The sequence below is a fragment of the Antarctobacter jejuensis genome (assembly GCF_052266595.1).
Lineage (GTDB): Bacteria > Pseudomonadota > Alphaproteobacteria > Rhodobacterales > Rhodobacteraceae > Antarctobacter > Antarctobacter jejuensis.
This window is the reverse complement of the sequence record NZ_JBQQXJ010000022.1, coordinates 21,770-38,272: the sequence shown is the minus strand read 5'-3', so window position 1 is coordinate 38,272 and position 16,503 is coordinate 21,770. Positions and strand designations below refer to the sequence as shown.

Here is a 16,503-nt window from a genome sequence, read left to right as displayed (position 1 = left end):
TGGTCCCGAGCAAGACATTTGCGATGTCATCATGCGGCTGAGGGAGAAATATCCCCTCTCGGAATTGCAAATCCGGAGCAGAGCAGCATGGCTACAGCTGAATTGAAGTACAGGATTAGGAGAGAGCCAATGCCCGTGCTTGCACGCGTCCAGCGGCTGCGATTCTGGTCATGTGGGACAAGTTGTGTGGCAGTTTCGTGGGGCAAAATCACAGGAAACCTCAGGAAAACCTGCATTTCTTTGATTTCCAGGCTTGACTATGGTGCCCCCACACGGACTCGAACCGCGGACCTACTGATTACAAATCAGTTGCTCTACCAGCTGAGCTATAGGGGCACCGTGGTTCGCTCGGCTTGGGCCGGGCGAACGGTGGGATGGGGTTTAGCTTGTCTTGGCAGGTAAAGGAAGACCCGTTTTTCAGCGGAGAGCCTCAAAAATGACCCCGTTTGACAAGGCGCGTAGTCGACGCAAGACCTGTGTCTTTCGCACAAAAATCGGCGGGGCATGGCGGGGTTCGCCAAGCAAGCCGGTGTAGCGCGTCCTAATCCGGCAGCGCCCCGGTCAGGCACGGGAATTGCGCGGTTTCCCTGAGGGACAAGCCGGGTATACTGGCATCAATCGAGCCAAGAAACTGACACATCCCATGCAGGTCATCCTCCACACAGGCGTCCACTGCACCGACGACGATCGCCTCCTGAAATGCCTCCTGCGCAATGCCGAGGCGTGGCGGCATGAAGGCGTGGCGATTCCGGGTCCGTCGAAATATCGTACCCTGCTGACCGAGGCGCTGAACAAGCTGCGCGGCGGGACGCCGGGGTCGGATACGCGGGAGGTATTGCTGGACGCGATCCTGCACGAGGACCCCGGGCAGATTTCGCGCCTTGTTCTGTCGAACGGCAATTTCTTTTCGGTGCCCAAGCTGATGATGCAGGGCGGCCTTGCCTATCGGCGCGCCGAGGCGCGGTTGCGCAGTTTTGCCGAGATCTTCGCCGAGGACGAGGTGTCGCTTTTCATGGGGGTGCGCGATCCGGCGAGCTTTCTGCCGGCCGCTTTTGATGCCACGCCGCATGTGGATTTTTCCGAGTTCATGGCCGGGGTGGATCCGATGCAGTTCCGCTGGTCTGATCTGATCCGGCGCATCCGGACTGATGTGCCTGAGGTGCCCGTCACGATCTGGTGCAACGAGGATACACCATTCCTTTGGGGGCAGATCATCCGCGAGATGGGAGGCATCGCGCTCAGCCGCAAGATCATCGGGGCCTTCGACCTGTATTCCCAGATCATCTCACGCGAGGGGATGCAGCGGTTCCGCGCGTTTCTCAAGGAAAATCCGACCATCACAGAGGGCCAGAAACGGCGGGTGATGATGGCCTTTCTGGATAAATACGGCCTTGAGGAGGAGATCGAGCAGGAACTGGATCTGGACGGCTGGGACGGGCCCTATGTGGACATGCTGACCGAGCTCTACGAAGAGGATCTGGAGGTCATCGCGGGGATGGAGGGGGTGCGGCTGTTGACACCGTGATCTGGGGCCCCCGGCAATGGTGTCCACGCGTGGACAGCTTAGGGGGAATGCAGAATCAAGGGGTTACAGAGCCGAATTTACCTTTCGTCAGGATTTGCGCCCGCCAGAAACCACGCGATCGCCCGCAAGGGAATGCCCGTTTCGGGCCAATCTGACCGCAAAAAACTCTGTGCGATCTCGTGCAGCAGCGGTTGAAAAGGTCACTGGCAGCACCGCGCTAAAGCACCTTGGCTGATGCGATCCGGCAGGGACAACCCCTGCCCCAAAAGCAGCCCGACACGCATTTGCGGTCACTGTCTACTTGGCGTCGACCGAGAAGACGATTGGCATACCCGTGAGTTCGTCCTTCAGTCGAGACAGCTTCGCTGCGGAGGTACAAACGCGCACGTTCAATCCTTCGCCGACCTCGATCTTGACCGGAGCATCTATCCTGTCTGCAACGGACTGAATGGCCCAGCGTGTCGCCTCCGCGCGGAGTGCAGGCTTGAATATCTTTCCGATGGCTGTGAGCGGCATGGTGTCCACCCGTTCGATGCGCTTTGGCATGGCAACAGGGTCTTCGATCCGCCCCTTCAGAAAGGCCAGAAGTTCGGCCTGGTCGGGGTGCCAGTTGTTCCGGGTCGCGATGAAGGCCACGGGCAGTTCACCGGCGTAGGCATCGGGCATACCGACAGCCGCAGCCGTTTCGACATGCGGATGGGCCAGCAGGGCGTCCTCGATCATTTGAGGATCGATATTATGCGCGCCGCGAATGATGACGTCTTTCTTGCGCCCGGTGATGAACAGTCGCCCCTCCGCGTCGAGGGTGCCAAGATCGCCCGAGATGAGCCAGCCGTCCCGCGCAAAGGTGCCCGCGTTTCTGGTCTCGTCGGTGTAACCGGCGGCCACGTTGGGTCCGCGCGTCGCAACGATGCCTGTCGCGCCAGCTGGCAGAACCTTGTCCGGGTCGGCCTCGGCATCCGTTTCACCCAGAATGGCCACCTCGGTGAATGGCAGTCGCAGGCCACAGGACAACGGCGTGCGGGGGCCGTGCGCAGGCTCGACGGCGATGGCGCCCCCGCTTTCAGTCATGCCCAGGATATTGCGGACCGGCACCTTGGTGTGTCCTTCGACGGCATCAGCCAGTTCGGTCGGCAACGGCGACCCGCCGGTCAGAAGGAGGCGCAGGGAGGAAATGTCGGCGTCGACCGCCCTGCCCTTGATCGCCGCAAGAAGCGTCGGCACGGCCCCCACCACGGTCACGCCCAATCGTTCCACCTGCTGCCAGAACGACCCCATGAAGTGAGAATTGCGCATCCCGAGCCGCCCCGGAACCACAAGTGTGCCGCCGGCGGACAGGGTCGACAGACCAAAGACGAAAGCTCCGGCGACATGGAACAGCGGAAAACCGTTGAGCATCACGTCGTCGGGCTGCAGATCGTGCATCAACGCGCAGGAGCGGGCGACATGGGCTTCGTTCAGGCGGGTGTGGCGAACCAGCTTGGGCGCTCCGGTGGTTCCGCCGGTGTGGTAGAACGCGGCGAATGACGTCTGGTCCCCGGCCGGGACAAGTGTGTCACCGGGCACCGCTGTCAGATCTTCGAATGTGCCGTCCGATCCGGGGCTGTCCGCATCCGCATCGCAGGCAAAAATCGGCAGGTCGATCCCCTCGGCGCGCAGTTCTGGAACAAGGGCCGACCAATAGTCCATCTCTTCGTTGACGCCCATAATCACCACGGCTGCGGCATTCGATGCCCTGATGAGGGCCGCTATGTGATCGGGCCTCAACAAAGGATTGATGGGGCAGGCGCATCCGGCAATCTGTGCCCCCCACAGGGCCGCCTGCCCGCTCACCGTGTGCTGCGTCAGCAGCGCCACGGAACGGTCCGGCGTTACACCACTGCTGCGAAAAAGGCGCGCCGCCCCCATGATGCGCTCTGCGAAGGAAGCATAGCTGACGTTTTCATCCCGATCCGCGTCACGGGCATCGTGCAGATAGCGGATCGCGATTGCCTCCGGTCTTTGCTGAGCCTGATGTTTCAGGATTTCCCAGGGAGATTTCTGCGGGTAAACCGCGTCGAAGCCGCGCGCCTCAAGCGCCTTGAGACTGGCCATTCCGCTTAACCTCGACACACCGAAGACCCTCCCAAGACCAACCGCACATGCTGGCCGTCACGGTAGATTTCACTGCCCCCTGATGTCACGGATGTTTTGCACCGAAAGGTGACAAACCACCTGTCCGCCGACAGACCTATCAGGCCGTGGCGCTGTTTTTGAGAGTTCTCAGGGGGCATTTCGGGACAGAAATCAGACCGTACCTCCTGCAATTCGACTCCGCCCACATGGTGGTCGTGACGCTGCCACGAGGCCGGGACCATGAGGTGTTTCGCGACGGCCAACAGGCCCGACATTCCGCCCCAAAGGTCTATGGCCAGTCCGCGAAGGAGACCTCCTGCGTGCGAGTTTGATAGAGAGGCGTGTAGGTTCTGCGAAACTGCGCCGGGGCAAGGCTTTCATGGCGCCGGAAAAAGCGCGTGAAATAGGCCGCATCGTTGAAACCCAGCCGGTAGCACACCTCGGACACGGGAAGGTTTGTCGTGACGAGAAGGGCCTTTGCCTCTTCCATCAACCTGCGCTGGATATGGGCGTGCGGGGGAACACCGATGGCGTTGCGCACAGCCGAATTGAGCCGATCCCTGGAGACACCGATGCGGCGGGCATATTCCGCGATGGTCCAGTGATTTTGCAGATGCAGTTCAACCAGGCTGAGGAACCTGTCGGACAGGCGATGCGGTTGCTGTTCGGTGGTCAGGCGTGGCGGCGCGGCCGCGCGCCAGATGTCGATCAGCAGCAGGGAAATGCAATGATGCAGGGCGGTTTCGCTGCCGGGCGCCGCGTTGCGCAGTTCGGCCTCTATCTTTTCGAACATGGTGGCGACGGAGGCGATCATCTCGGGCGACAGCTCCGAAAGAAAGATCCGACGGCTGACGACCTGCCGCACATGGGCTGACAGCGCGTCGGTTGGCAGGGCACGCCCCAGCGCACGTTCAGGCATCCGCACGAGGTATCCGCGCGCGCCGGCGGCCAGCGCGATGCGCGTCGACCAGCCTGTCGGGGCCCAGATCAGGCAGGGACCCATGACCTCCCGTTCCACCTCGTCGGAAGAGAAAGCGCCCCGGCCCGCCAGCAGCAACAGCAGGACGGCGCGCTCTCCCGAGGTTGCGTATTCGATATTGGTCAGAGCGCTCTTGATGCGTTCCGCCTGGACAGACTGTCTTGCCAAGGGTTCCTCCGCCCGCGTGACCGCAATCCGTCAAAAGTACCATTATTTCCACAAAACGTCTATTCAGGCATCGCAGCGCCCGTCGTAGCGTCTTTGACACGGCCCGGCGTGGAGGACGCGAGAGGCCGAGGGCGCTGCATCTCTGGCCATAGCGCTCGCTACAACCGGGAGGAAAACCATGAAACTTGAATTTGCGGAGACCGCGCGCGCGGTCCGCCGCCTGTCGATCCGTACCGCCACGGCGGCGCTTCTGGTCGCGAGCAGCGTTACCGGCACTCTGGCACAGGACGCCGACACGGTGACCATCGGCTATGCGGTATCGAAATCCGGGCCGAACGCGGGCGGATCCGATATGACCGTGACGCCAAACTACGAATTGTGGGTCAAGGAAGTGAATGCCGCGGGCGGGCTGACCCTGCCCGACGGCAGCCGAAAGATGATCAAGGTGATCGCCTATGACGACAGGTCCTCGGCAGAGGAAGTCGTCCGGGCGGTCGAGCGGCTTGCCACGCAGGACGAGGTGGATTTCATCCTTCCGCCTTGGGGCACCGGGTTCAACCTTGCCGTGGCGCCTTTGATGGCCAAGTTCGGCTATCCGCATCTTGCGGGGGCGGCCGTGACGGACAAGGCGCCCGATTTCGTCAAGCGCTGGGACACCAGCTTTTGGTTCATGGGCGGTAGCGCCGACTACGTGGACGCGCTGACCGAGATCCTCGTCGCGCAGCGTGAGGCCGGGACGATCAACGACAAGATCGCCATGATCTCGGTTGCGGACGGTTTTGGCATCGACCTGGTGAAGGCCGCGCGTCCGGCGTTCGAAGAGGCCGGTTTTGACGTCAGCTACGACAAGACCTTTCCGCCCGAGACATCGGATTTCGCGACCATCCTCGGCGAGGCGGCGAATGCGCAGGCGGATACCTTCGTGGCGTTCAGCTATCCGCCGCACACCTTCGCCCTGACCAAGCAGGCCAAGGTCGCCAGCTTCAATCCGCCGGTCTTCTACCTTGGCGTTGGCGCGGGTTTTCCGATTTACCCGGGCATCGCGGGCGGCTCGGTCGAAGGGGTCATGAGCCTGGGCGGCATCGACCCGGACAACGCCCTGAACGCGGCCTACCGTGCAAAACACGAGGAAATCATAGGGCGCGCCCCGGATTACTGGGGGTCGGTTCTGATCTACGCGTCCTTGCAGATGCTGGGGCAGGCGATCGAACGGGCCGGGCTGGACAAGGCTGCTGTGGCCAAAGAGCTGTCCACGGGCACCTTCTCGACCGTGCTTGGCGCGGAAACCCGTCTGGAAGACAACCAGTTGCGCGCGATCAACTGGGTCGGCCAATGGCAGGACGGGCAGTTCGTGGCCGTGTCGCCGGACGGCGGCGACGGAACTGCCAAGGTCCAACTGCCCAAGCCTGACTGGCAATAAGCCGAGGTCAGCCCCCGAACCCGGCAGGGCGGTTCTGCGCCGCCCTGCCCCACCTGGAACGAACCGGACCATCACATGTTAGAACACGTCGTCAACGGGCTCGTGCTCGGCGGCACCTATGCGCTTGTCGCCATGGGGCTGACCATCCAGTACGGCATCGCCCGGATCATGAACCTCAGCTTCGGCGACACCATCATCGCGGCTTGCTTTGCCACCTATCTGCTGTTCACCGCGCTGAACCTTGGGCCGCTCGTCGCCCTGCTGATCATGGTCCCGGCGGGCTACACGCTGAGCCTGATCGTCTACCGGGTCATCATGAAACCCCTGGTGGACCGCGCGCCGAACGAAGGCGCGCTGGAGGTGGACAGCATCCTCGTCACCTTTGGTTTGCTGTTCGTGATACAGGGCGTTCTGCTGACCCTTTTTGGCGGCGGATACACAAGTTACAGCTATCTCAACACGCCCGTGAACGTGCTTGGCACTGTGGTTGCGGCGAACCGGCTGCTGGCGCTGGCGCTTAGCATCGGCATCGGCGCGGTCCTGATCGTGATCCTGTTCCGCACCCGCTGGGGCATGATCATGCGCGCCGTGGCGCTGGCCCCGCAGAGTGCGCCGCTCTTTGGGATAGACACGGACCGCACGGCCCGCACCGCCTTTGCCATCGGCGGAGCGCTGGCCGCCACCGGGGGTGTGGTTTTGTCGATGTTCCAGACCTTCACGGCGACGGGCGGTGTCGTCTTTACCATGAAGGCGCTGATCGTTGTCATCCTTGGCGGCAAGGGCAGCGTGCCGGGCGCGATCGTGGCCGGGCTGTTGCTTGGTCTCGTGGAAACCTTTGTCGCCGCCTACGTGGATCCCGGACTGACGCTGGCCGCGGTCTATACCGTCTTCCTTGCGCTGCTGCTGGTCCGGCCGAACGGCCTGTTCGGAAAGGCGTGACGCGATGAAGACCTCACACGCCTTCCTGCTGTCCGCGATCGTTCTGGCCGTGCTCGCCGCCGCGCCGCTGTTTATTCCCGACTACTGGACCGGCGTCCTGCTGGGCATGACCGGCTATGTCACGCTTGCCACCGCCTGGGCGCTGTTTTCTGGACCAACCCGTTATGTCTCGCTCGCCACGGTCGCCTTTTTCGGCGTCGGGGCCTACACGACGGCGGTTCTGAATGAGAGCCTGCCCTATCCGCTGGTCCTGCTGAGTGCTGCCGCCATCGGGGCGTGCATGGCGCTGGTGGTCGGCCTGTCCACACTGCGCCTTGCCGGGGTCTATTTCGTCATCTTCACCTTCGGTCTGGCCGAACTGGTGCGCCAGACCGTCAGTTGGTGGGAGGTCAACGTGACCTATACGATGGGGCGCTACGTTTTCCTGCCCTTCGAAGGGCGGCACATCTACTGGCAGCTTCTGGCGCTGGCCACCATCACGCTGCTGATCTCCTGGGCGATCGGGCGGTCGCGGCTGGGCCTTGCACTGAAGGCCATCGGAGACGACGAAACCGTGGCCGCCCACGCCGGCATCGACGTGACGCGGATCAAGCTGATGCTCTTTGTCATCTCGTCCACGCTCATCACGCTGGTGGGGGCGATCCAAGCCCCGCGATGGACCTATATCGAGCCTTCGATCGTGTTCAATCCGACGGTTTCCTTCATGACCCTGATCATGGCCTTGCTGGGCGGAGCGATGCGGCTCTGGGGGCCGCTGGTTGGGGCGATCCCGCTGTTCCTGCTGTTTGAATGGCTCTCGGTCAGCTTTCCCGACCATTTCTCGATCATTCTGGGGCTGTTGTTCATCCTCATCGTCTTTGTCATGCCGAACGGCGTGCTGGCCAAGCTGGACGACCTGCGCAGGGGAGGCCGGGCATGAGCGCGTCGCTTCAACTGAGCAACCTTCACAAGCGTTTTGGCGGATTGATCGCGGTCCGGGACGTGTCCTTTACCCTGGCCCCCGGCGAGGTCGTCGGCCTGCTGGGGCCCAACGGATCGGGCAAGACGACGGTGATGAACATGATCTCCGGTGCGTTGCCCTGCGATGGCGGCACGGTGAAGGTCGGGCAGACCGACATCACGCGGATGAAGCCGCATCGCGTTGCGAAACATGGCGTCGCCAGGACCTTTCAGTTGGTGCGGCCACTGCCGACGCTGACGGTGGGCGAGAACGTGCTGCTGTCGCTGGCTTTCGGGCACAAGCGCCACTGGGGCCGCGAGGCCCGCGCGCTGGCCGAGGAAAAGCTTGCCTTTGTCGGGCTGGAAGGACGCGGCGACGAACAGGTCGGCAACCTCAACTACATCGACCAGAAACGGATGGAGATGGCCCGCGCGCTGGCCTCTGAGCCGGAGATCCTGTTGCTGGACGAATGGCTTGCGGGGCTGAATCCCTCCGAACTGCAGATCGGGATCGACCTTGTGCGGCACCTGCAGGGACAGGGAATGACCGTGCTGCTGGTGGAACACATCATGGAGGCGGTCCGCGCGCTGTGTTCGCGCTGTATCGTGATGAGCGCGGGCGAGGTGATCGCCGAAGGCGCGTCGGAAGACGTGCTGTCGCGCCCCTCCGTGGTCAAGGCATACCTGGGGGACGATCATGCTTGAACTGGAGTCCGTGACGGTCCGCTATGGCAAGCACCTTGCGGTGGACGGGGTCAGCCTGACCGTGGCCCGGGGCGAGGTCGTGGTGGTTCTGGGCGCCAATGGCGCGGGCAAATCCTCGACGCTGAAGGCGGTTGCCGGGCTGGTGCCCACTGCGGGCGGCACCGTGCGGATGGGTGAGAAAACGCTCAGCGGAATGCCGGCGCACAGGCTGCCGGATCAGGGGTTGGCACTGGTACCGGAGGGGCGCGGGCTGGTCGGCCACATGACCGTCGCAGAGAACCTGTCGCTGGGCGCCACGCCTGCACGGGCGCGGGCGTCGGAGGGCGAAACCCTGTCGCAGGTCTTCGAGATCTTTCCGCGCCTTGCGGAACGGCGCGGCCAGATGGTGCGCACCATGTCCGGCGGCGAACAGCAGATGGTGGCCGTGGGCCGCGCCATGATGTCGAAACCCGATTTCCTGCTGCTGGACGAGCCAAGCCTGGGGCTGGCGCCCATCGTCGTAGGCGACCTCTTTCGCGCCCTTGCGCGTGTGCGCGAGACCGGCGTGGGGCTGCTGATCGTCGAGCAGAACGTGAAGATCAGCCTGCGCCATGCGGACCGCGGCTACTTGCTGGAGGCGGGGCGCATCACCGGTTCGGGCCGGGCCGAAGACCTGATGACAGACACAGCGGTTCAGAACGCCTTTCTCGGCGGTGCCGCATGACCTCAGACCACGGAGAATGACCATGAGTGTTCTTGAACTTCTGATCGCGGGCGAGAAGGTGTCCGCCGGGGACGGGCGAACCTTTACCCGAGACAACCCGCTGACCGGGGGCGTGGCCACCGAGGCCGCCGCCGCCACGGTCGAGGATGCGGTGCGGGCGGCAGATGCCGCCGCGCAGGCCTTTCCGGAGTGGTCCGAGACCGGCCCCGCCCAGCGACGGGCCCTGCTGATGGCCGCCGCCGACAGCCTGGAGGCGCGAAAGGGCGACATTGCCACCGCCATGGCTGACGAGCTGGGCGCAACCGCCGCCTGGGCCGGGTTCAACGTGATGCTGGCTGCGGGCATGCTGCGCGAGGCCGCGTCGATGACCACCATGATCAAGGGCGAGATCATCCCGTCGAACCGTCCCGGGTCCATGGCCATGGCGATCCGGCAACCGGCGGGGGTGGTGTTGTCCATCGCGCCGTGGAACGCGCCGGTGATCCTTGGGGTGCGCTCTATCGCGATGCCGCTGGCCTGCGGCAACACGGTTGTGATGAAGTCCTCGGAACTCAGCCCGCGCACCCATGCGCTGATCGTCGAGGCGATGCAGGAAGCCGGTCTGCCGAAGGGGGTGCTGAACGTCATCTCGAACGCGCCCGACGATGCCAGCAAGATCGTCGAGGCGCTGATCGCCCATCCGGCGGTGCGCCGGGTGAACTTCACCGGCTCGACCCGCGTGGGGCGGATCATTGCCAAGCTGGCCGCCGAACATCTCAAGCCCGTGCTGCTGGAACTGGGGGGCAAGGCGCCGATGATCGTGCTCGACGATGCCGATCTTGATCGCGCCGTCGCGGCAGCGGCCTTTGGCGCCTACATGAACCAGGGGCAGATCTGCATGTCGACCGAGCGTCTGGTGGTGCATGAAAGTATCGCCGACGCCTTTGTGGCAAAACTGGCTGAAAAGGTGCGCAGCCTAGCCGTGGGCGACCCGCGCGAGGGCAATACGCCGCTGGGTTCGGTCGTGGATCGCAGCGCGGTCAACCGTATCCTCGGGCTCGTCCGCGACGCCGAGGACAAGGGCGCCAAGATCGTCGCCGGGGGCAAGGCCGAAGGCGTCCTGATGGAAGCCACGCTGCTGGACCATGTCACGCCGTCCATGCGGATCTACACCGAAGAGAGCTTTGGCCCGACGGCTTCGGTGGTGCGCGTGGGCAGCATCGACGAAGCGGTGCGCGTGGCCAATGACACCGAATACGGCCTGTCGGCCAGCATCTTCGGACGCGACACGGTGCGCGCGATGACCGTCGCCCGCCGGATCGAGAGCGGCATCTGCCACATCAACGGGCCGACGGTCCACGACGAGGCGCAGATGCCCTTTGGCGGGGTCAAGGACTCCGGCTACGGGCGGTTTGGCGGCACGGCGGCCATCGAGGAGTTCACCACGCTGCGCTGGATCACGATCCAGGACAGCCCGCCGCATTACCCGATCTGAGGTCGCCGGAATGTTCGGTCTCGATGGAAAGATTTGCCTCATCACGGGGGGCGCGGGGTCGCTTGGGCTGGCGGCGGCGCGTCTTTTGCACCAACACGGTGCGCGGCTGGCGCTGGTCGATCTGGATCTGGCCAGACTGGATGCGGCCTGCGACTTGGCCTTTGGCGATCACGCCAAGGAGGTGCTCTGCCTCGCGGCGGATGTGACGGACGAGGCGCAGGTCCGCCGGGCCATTGCCCGCACGGTGGACCGCTTTGGCGCGATCGACGTGCTGTTTTCGAACGCGGGCACCTTTGGCACGGTCGCCCCGATCGAGGATTACCCCACCGAGGTTTTCGACAGCGTTCTGGCGGTGCATGTGCGCGGGGCTTTCCTGATGGCCAAACACGCCGTGCCGCACATGCGCGACGGGGGCAGCATCGTGATGACCTCCAGCGTGGCGGCCACGCGCGGCGATCCCGGTGTCTATGCCTATATCACCGCCAAACATGCGCTGACCGGCCTGATGCGCGTTTTGGCAAAGGACCTTGCCCCGCGTGGCATCCGGGTCAACGCCATCGCGCCCGGCCCCATCGACAACGGCTTTCAGAAACGGGTCGAGGACGGTCTTGGCGATGTCATCGGGCGCGACGGCACCGCCTTTTTCGATGAGATGATCCCGATGGGACGCCACGGCACCGCCGAGGAAATCGCGGCGTCGGTGCTGTACCTGGCTTCGGCGCAATCGGGTTTCACCACCGGCCACCTGCTGATGGCCGACGGCGGAATGTCGATATGACCCTAGCGGAACAACCCGTCGATGTAGTCGGCGCCGATGCCGACCTTGTCGTAATGCGCCCGGCACATGGCGATGTACTGGTGAACGTCGAAATAGCCGTCAGGTTCGCCGTCCTCGTCCAGCCAGATCAGCGGGCCGGTGACCTTGAAATGAACCTTCATCGGCTCTTCGTGTTCGTAGGCCACCAGCGTGTGGCCCTCGCCCGGGGTCTCGTAGACGAAATCGCCTGCGGTCGCGACCCAGTCGTGTTCGAGATACCCCCACTTACCGGAGATGGTGTAGGCAAAGACCTCGTGCGGGTGGTAATGCCGGTTCACCAGCCCCGGTCCGGTGGCCATGAGAACGTCGCACCACTGGTTCTTCGACGGGGAAATCCAGAGCGGCCTGGAAAACACGGTCTCGGTGAAGGGCACGTAGTAGCGCATGTCATCGTCGGCGATGTTCGGCAGATAGACTTCGGGCTTTGCGTCGGGCTGGAACACCTTGGTGATGGGTTTCAGGTCGCGCCAGAACTCGGTGCCTTTGCTGTCGGGATCGTCTTTCATTCTGGTTCTCCTTCCGGTGTGACTGTTGTTTTGCGATCAGTCGGCCGCCAGTTCGGTGGCCAATTGCGTAGCGGCCTCCGTCAGCAGTCCTCTGGCTCTCTGGACAAAGGCCCCGTCCAATCGGCTCAGCGTGCCAAATGCAGACAGCGTGAGCACCGTGCGCCCGTCCGACCGGACCGGCACGGAGATTGCCGCGATGTCCGGTTCATTGTCGCCGCGGTTGAGCGCATGGCCGCTGGCCTGAACCTCTGCGAGGATGGGTTCGAGTGGGTTCAGGACGTCAGGTTCTACACCTTGCGCGGCGGCCCAGCTTTGACGGTCGCGGGGCGTCATGCCCGACAGGAACAAGCGGCCCTGCGCCGTGGTCAGCATCGGCAGGGTCGTGCCCGTGCGGATGTTCACCGAAATGGGTCGCTGCGCCTGCGAGACGGCCACACACATCGGCCCGTCCGGTGTGAACCGACACGCCATGACGGATTCGTCCAGCATCAGCCGCAAGCGATCCAGCGTGGCCTGCAACGAGGGCGGCAAGGGGGCGAGGTCCTCTGCCATGCGTCCGAGACGTGCAAGCCGCGGCCCGGGCGCAAAGACGCCGCGCCGCACCGCTGTCAGCACCCCCGCTGCCGCAAGCGTCACAAGGAACCGGTGCGCCGTGGCGTAGGACAGGCGCAGCTCGCGCGCCACGACCTCGGCCGTCAGTTCGCGCCTTTCCTCGCTCAACAGGTCGAGCGCATCGAAAGCCTTCATGACGGACAGGTTGATCGGCGTGGACATGCGCAGGACCTCTGGGAGAAACGATTGACTCAGGTTGCCGTCCCAAATCACTATCTGCAAATAGAATCTTCCATGCTGAGATTTAGAGGGAAGTTGCAGAGAGGCAGGTCATGACGGACGCAGCTTCGATCACCGCCGGCGGCGCGATCTTCGGCAAGCTTAAGGCGCTTGGTGTCGACTATGTCTTTTCCAACTCGGGTACCGACTTCCCGCCCGTCATCGAAGGACTGGTGGAGGCCCGCCGCGCCGGGCTGGACCTGCCTACGCCCGTGACCGTGCCGCACGAACATGCGGCGGTTTCCATGGCGCATGGTTATTGGCAAGTGACGGGACGCCCGCAGGCTGTGCTGCTGCACACAAACGTGGGCCTGTCGAACGGGGCCACCGCCGTGATCAACGCCTGGTGCGATCAGGTGCCGATGATCGTGATGTCGGGGCGTACCCCGGTCACGGAACACACCCGCTTTGGCGCGCGCACCGTGCCCATCGGCTGGGGACAGGAGATGTTCGACCAAGAGGCGCTGATCCGCGAAACGACGAAGTGGCACTACGAACTGCGTTTTGCCGATCAGATCTCGGACCTGATGGACCGCGCCTGGGCCATCGCGAATTCCACGCCCCGTGGGCCGGTTTACCTGAGCCTGCCCCGCGAAGTGTTATGCGAGCCCTGCCCGCGTGCAGGGCTGGACGCGCCGTCGCGCATGGCACCCGTCATCACGTCACCGGACCCGGACGCCGTCACTCAAGCGGCGCAGGCGCTCGCCCAAGCAGAAAATCCGCTGATCATTGCGCAGCGCGGCGCAGGCAGCGACGCCGCTTTCGCGACCCTGGCAGAGATGTGCGAACGCCACGCGCTGCCCCTGTCGCATTACTGGTCGAACCAGTTGGCCCTGCCGCTGTCGCACCCCTGTCAGGTGGGGGCCGATCCGGGCCCGTGGCTGGCAGAGGCAGACGTTGTGTTGGTTCTTGACGCGCTGGCACCGTGGTTCCCGGACAAGGTTTCCTTGCGGGATGGCGCGACGGTGATCCAGGCGGGGCCGGATCCGTTATTCAGCCGCACACCGGTGCGCAACTTCCCGGCGGCGCTGACGCTCGCCGGGCCGACGGACCGCGTTATTGCCAGGCTCGCGGAGGCAATGGCACAGCAACCCCTTGACGACGCAGGGCTGGACGCGCGCCGGGACCGCATCGGCAAAGCGAGCAAAGCCGCGCGCAAGGCGGTGCAGTCCAACGCCGAAACCGGCTGTGCGTCTCCGATGACGAAGGAATGGGTGAGCCTCTGCCTCGGGCGCGCGATCAAGGCGCAGGCACAGGAACACGGCCGCCGGTCCACTGTTTTTCACGAGTTGGGCTGCCCGCTCATGCCGCTCGACCTCGATATGCCCGACAGCTATTTCCAAGAGCCGCATTCCGGCGGTCTGGGCTGGGGCTTGCCCGCCGCCATCGGCGCGCAGCTTGCTGATCCGGACCGGCTGGTCTTTGCCACGATGGGCGACGGCAGCTACATGTTCGCCAACCCCACTGCCTGTCACCTTGTTGCCGAGGCACATGGGGTGCCCGTCATCACCCTTGTTCTGAACAATGAGGAATGGGGCGCTGTCCGTCACTCGGTCGAGGGGCTTTACCCGACCGGCGCCGCCCGGGCGTCGAACGAGGTGCCGCTGACCTCGCTCCGCCCAAGCCCGGATTTCACCCAAACCGCCAAGGCCAGCCGCGCCTGGACCGAAACCGTCACGCAGGGGGCGGACCTGCCCGCCGCGCTGGACCGTGCCATCGCCGTCGCCACCAATGAACGGCGTCAGGTGCTGCTCAACATCGCCATCGCAAGAACCGCGCCGCACTGAACCGGCGCAAAACCACGTCAAAGGGAGGAAACCATGACCATCATCAAGACGCTGGCCACCTCGGCCATTGCCCTCGGCCTTGCCGCCGGGGCCGCCGCCGCGCAGGAAATCCAGCTCAAGCTGCACCACTTCCTCAGCCCGAAGGCACCCGCGCACACCCAGATGCTGGAACCCTGGGCCAAGCGCATCGAAGAGGCCTCGGACGGGCGCGTGTCCATCGAGATCTTCCCGGCGATGACGCTGGGCGGCAAGCCGCCGCAACTGCCGCGACAGGCGCGCGATGGTGTCGTCGACCTTGTCTGGATCGTGAACGCCTACGCGGCCGGGGCTTTCCCGCGGACCGAGGTGTTCGAGCTGCCCGGCGTGCACAAGGGCGACAATGCCGCCGTCAACAAGGCCATGCTGGCGATGTATGACGACTACCTCGCCGATGATTTCCAAGGCGTCGTGCCGATGTTTCAGCACGTCCACCAGGGGCAGGCCATCCACATGGCCAGCGACGAGATCCGCAGCCCCGCCGATCTGGAAGGCAAGAAGATCCGCATTCCGTCCCGCACCGGCTCCTGGATGCTGGAGGCGCTTGGTGCCTCCCCTGTTCAGACAGCGGTGGGTGAAATCCCGGTTGCCCTGTCGAAAAAGGTGATCGACGGCGCGCTGATCCCTTTCGAGATCATCCCGGCGCTGAAGATCCACGAGGTGACGGATTACCAGATCGAGGGACCGGGCGGCAAACGGCTGGGCACCACGTCGTTTTCCGTCCTGATGAACGAGGCAAAGTGGGACAGCCTGCCCGAGGACATCCAGGCCGTGTTCCGTCAGGTGTCGGGCGAGGACTGGCACGCCGAGGTCGGTCAGGTCTGGGCTGCGGCTGACGACTTTGGCATCAAGGTGGCCACTGGTGCGGGCAACACGCACATCCAGTTGACCGACGAAGAATGGGCGGAATTCGAGGCAAAGACGGCCTCCGTGGTGGACCGCTGGATCGCCGAGATGGACGGACAGGGCATCGACGGACAGGCGCTGTACGACCGCGCGGTCGAACTGGTCCGTCAGAACATGGCGTCCAACTGATGCATGCCAACGAAAGCGCGGGACGGTTCCGTCCCGCGCGCCTTTTGATCCTTGGCTGGGCGCTGTTCGGCGGGGCCGTGCTGCTTGTCGTGGTCGGCGTGAACGCCTGGTCGATCCTTGCGGGCTGGCTGTTCAATGCCCCGTTTCCGGGGGATTTCGAATTGACCGAGATGGGCACCGCCATCGCCGTCTTTGCCTTCCTGCCCTATTGCCAACTGACCGGGGCAAACGTGTCGGCGGACATCTTCACAACGCGCGCCTCGCCCCGGCAGGTGGCGCTCATGTCGTTGCTGGCGGCAATGATCGCCACGGGGTTTGCGGCGCTGCTGATCTGGCGGATGTGGCTGGGGCTGGTGGATTATCGTACCTACACCGAGTTCACCGGCATCCTCGAAATCCCGATCTGGTATGCCTTTGTGCCGGCGCTGATCTCGCTTGTCCTGCTGCTTCTGGCCGCTCTCATCACCCTTGTCGAGGCGCTGGACGCCTTGCGTCCGTCCCACCCCCCGCAACGGAGCATCTGA

15 protein-coding genes and 1 tRNA gene are annotated in these 16,503 nt (G+C 64.1%); 11 read left to right on the top strand and 5 right to left on the bottom strand.

Annotated elements, in window-relative coordinates; genetic code table 11:
* Positions 1-260: 260 nt before the first annotated feature.
* Positions 261-336 (bottom strand) — tRNA-Thr (locus ACTXGA_RS22040).
* A 307-nt stretch (positions 337-643) separates the two neighbouring features.
* Here ACTXGA_RS22040 and ACTXGA_RS22035 point away from each other — a divergent pair.
* A complete protein-coding gene (locus tag ACTXGA_RS22035; RefSeq protein WP_443396877.1) occupies positions 644-1,525 on the top strand; it encodes a hypothetical protein in 882 nt (293 codons plus the stop codon).
* A 297-nt stretch (positions 1,526-1,822) separates the two neighbouring features.
* Here the strand turns inward: ACTXGA_RS22035 and ACTXGA_RS22030 are convergent, their stop codons facing one another.
* Both ACTXGA_RS22030 and ACTXGA_RS22025 read right to left on the bottom strand, forming a co-directional pair.
* Entirely contained in the window at positions 1,823-3,619 is a 1,797-nt protein-coding gene (locus ACTXGA_RS22030; protein WP_443396876.1) for an AMP-binding protein, read from the bottom strand.
* Positions 3,620-3,929: 310 nt separating this feature from the next.
* The gene (locus ACTXGA_RS22025; RefSeq protein WP_443396875.1) at positions 3,930-4,787 is read right to left on the bottom strand and encodes a helix-turn-helix domain-containing protein; all 858 of its coding nucleotides are present in this window, start codon (positions 4,785-4,787) and stop codon (positions 3,930-3,932) included.
* Positions 4,788-4,965: 178 nt separating this feature from the next.
* Between ACTXGA_RS22025 and ACTXGA_RS22020 the strand changes: the two genes are divergently transcribed.
* From ACTXGA_RS22020 to ACTXGA_RS21990, 7 genes are all read left to right on the top strand, one after another.
* The gene (locus tag ACTXGA_RS22020) at positions 4,966-6,207 is read left to right on the top strand and encodes an amino acid ABC transporter substrate-binding protein (RefSeq protein ID WP_443396874.1); all 1,242 of its coding nucleotides are present in this window, start codon (positions 4,966-4,968) and stop codon (positions 6,205-6,207) included.
* A 75-nt stretch (positions 6,208-6,282) separates the two neighbouring features.
* Positions 6,283-7,146, top strand: coding sequence for a branched-chain amino acid ABC transporter permease (locus ACTXGA_RS22015; RefSeq protein ID WP_443396873.1), 864 nt, complete (start codon positions 6,283-6,285; stop codon positions 7,144-7,146).
* 4 nt (positions 7,147-7,150) lie between these two features.
* Positions 7,151-8,065, top strand: a complete 915-nt coding sequence (locus ACTXGA_RS22010; protein WP_443396872.1) for a branched-chain amino acid ABC transporter permease — start codon at positions 7,151-7,153, stop codon at positions 8,063-8,065.
* Positions 8,062-8,790, top strand: a complete 729-nt coding sequence (locus ACTXGA_RS22005) for an ABC transporter ATP-binding protein (RefSeq protein WP_443396871.1) — start codon at positions 8,062-8,064, stop codon at positions 8,788-8,790. The genes ACTXGA_RS22010 and ACTXGA_RS22005 overlap by 4 nt, the downstream gene beginning before the upstream one ends.
* Positions 8,783-9,493 carry an ABC transporter ATP-binding protein gene (locus ACTXGA_RS22000; protein WP_443396870.1) on the top strand — a complete coding sequence of 237 codons (711 nt, stop codon included), beginning with the start codon at positions 8,783-8,785 and terminating at the stop codon, positions 9,491-9,493. The genes ACTXGA_RS22005 and ACTXGA_RS22000 overlap by 8 nt, the downstream gene beginning before the upstream one ends.
* A 22-nt stretch (positions 9,494-9,515) precedes the next feature.
* Positions 9,516-10,967 carry an aldehyde dehydrogenase gene (locus ACTXGA_RS21995; RefSeq protein ID WP_443396869.1) on the top strand — a complete coding sequence of 484 codons (1,452 nt, stop codon included), beginning with the start codon at positions 9,516-9,518 and terminating at the stop codon, positions 10,965-10,967.
* A 10-nt stretch (positions 10,968-10,977) separates the two neighbouring features.
* Positions 10,978-11,745 (top strand): SDR family NAD(P)-dependent oxidoreductase, encoded by a 768-nt coding sequence (locus ACTXGA_RS21990; RefSeq protein WP_443396868.1) that lies wholly within the window; start codon positions 10,978-10,980, stop codon positions 11,743-11,745.
* A 2-nt stretch (positions 11,746-11,747) separates the two neighbouring features.
* Here the strand turns inward: ACTXGA_RS21990 and ACTXGA_RS21985 are convergent, their stop codons facing one another.
* The gene (locus ACTXGA_RS21985) at positions 11,748-12,290 is read right to left on the bottom strand and encodes a 2,4'-dihydroxyacetophenone dioxygenase family protein (protein WP_443396867.1); all 543 of its coding nucleotides are present in this window, start codon (positions 12,288-12,290) and stop codon (positions 11,748-11,750) included.
* A 36-nt stretch (positions 12,291-12,326) separates the two neighbouring features.
* Positions 12,327-13,064 (bottom strand): IclR family transcriptional regulator, encoded by a 738-nt coding sequence (locus tag ACTXGA_RS21980; RefSeq protein WP_443396866.1) that lies wholly within the window; start codon positions 13,062-13,064, stop codon positions 12,327-12,329.
* A gap of 110 nt (positions 13,065-13,174) precedes the next feature.
* On the opposite strand from ACTXGA_RS21980, the gene ACTXGA_RS21975 reads away from it, so the two are divergent.
* The 3 genes from ACTXGA_RS21975 to ACTXGA_RS21965 are packed head-to-tail and all read left to right on the top strand — an operon-like array spanning position 13,175 to position 16,503.
* The gene (locus ACTXGA_RS21975) at positions 13,175-14,908 is read left to right on the top strand and encodes a thiamine pyrophosphate-requiring protein (RefSeq protein WP_443396865.1); all 1,734 of its coding nucleotides are present in this window, start codon (positions 13,175-13,177) and stop codon (positions 14,906-14,908) included.
* A 33-nt stretch (positions 14,909-14,941) separates the two neighbouring features.
* Positions 14,942-15,979: a TRAP transporter substrate-binding protein gene (locus tag ACTXGA_RS21970; protein ID WP_443396864.1), complete on the top strand. Its 1,038-nt coding sequence runs from the start codon at positions 14,942-14,944 to the stop codon at positions 15,977-15,979.
* Positions 15,979-16,503, top strand: a complete 525-nt coding sequence (locus tag ACTXGA_RS21965; RefSeq protein ID WP_443396863.1) for a TRAP transporter small permease — start codon at positions 15,979-15,981, stop codon at positions 16,501-16,503. The genes ACTXGA_RS21970 and ACTXGA_RS21965 overlap by 1 nt, the downstream gene beginning before the upstream one ends.

What these genes read in the sequence shown, in the direction of transcription:
- ACTXGA_RS22015 (WP_443396873.1), top strand. Translation starts at nt 6,283, where the DNA reads ATGTTAGAACACGTCGTCAACGGGCTCGTGCTCGGCGGCACCTATGCG.
- ACTXGA_RS22020 (WP_443396874.1), top strand. Translation starts at nt 4,966, where the DNA reads ATGAAACTTGAATTTGCGGAGACCGCGCGCGCGGTCCGCCGCCTGTCG.
- ACTXGA_RS22030 (WP_443396876.1), bottom strand. Translation starts at nt 3,619, where the DNA reads ATGGCCAGTCTCAAGGCGCTTGAGGCGCGCGGCTTCGACGCGGTTTAC.
- ACTXGA_RS21985 (WP_443396867.1), bottom strand. Translation starts at nt 12,290, where the DNA reads ATGAAAGACGATCCCGACAGCAAAGGCACCGAGTTCTGGCGCGACCTG.
- ACTXGA_RS21970 (WP_443396864.1), top strand. Translation starts at nt 14,942, where the DNA reads ATGACCATCATCAAGACGCTGGCCACCTCGGCCATTGCCCTCGGCCTT.
- ACTXGA_RS22000 (WP_443396870.1), top strand. Translation starts at nt 8,783, where the DNA reads ATGCTTGAACTGGAGTCCGTGACGGTCCGCTATGGCAAGCACCTTGCG.
- ACTXGA_RS21990 (WP_443396868.1), top strand. Translation starts at nt 10,978, where the DNA reads ATGTTCGGTCTCGATGGAAAGATTTGCCTCATCACGGGGGGCGCGGGG.
- ACTXGA_RS21980 (WP_443396866.1), bottom strand. Translation starts at nt 13,064, where the DNA reads ATGTCCACGCCGATCAACCTGTCCGTCATGAAGGCTTTCGATGCGCTC.
- ACTXGA_RS21995 (WP_443396869.1), top strand. Translation starts at nt 9,516, where the DNA reads ATGAGTGTTCTTGAACTTCTGATCGCGGGCGAGAAGGTGTCCGCCGGG.
- ACTXGA_RS21965 (WP_443396863.1), top strand. Translation starts at nt 15,979, where the DNA reads ATGCATGCCAACGAAAGCGCGGGACGGTTCCGTCCCGCGCGCCTTTTG.
- ACTXGA_RS22010 (WP_443396872.1), top strand. Translation starts at nt 7,151, where the DNA reads ATGAAGACCTCACACGCCTTCCTGCTGTCCGCGATCGTTCTGGCCGTG.
- ACTXGA_RS22035 (WP_443396877.1), top strand. Translation starts at nt 644, where the DNA reads ATGCAGGTCATCCTCCACACAGGCGTCCACTGCACCGACGACGATCGC.
- ACTXGA_RS22005 (WP_443396871.1), top strand. Translation starts at nt 8,062, where the DNA reads ATGAGCGCGTCGCTTCAACTGAGCAACCTTCACAAGCGTTTTGGCGGA.
- ACTXGA_RS21975 (WP_443396865.1), top strand. Translation starts at nt 13,175, where the DNA reads ATGACGGACGCAGCTTCGATCACCGCCGGCGGCGCGATCTTCGGCAAG.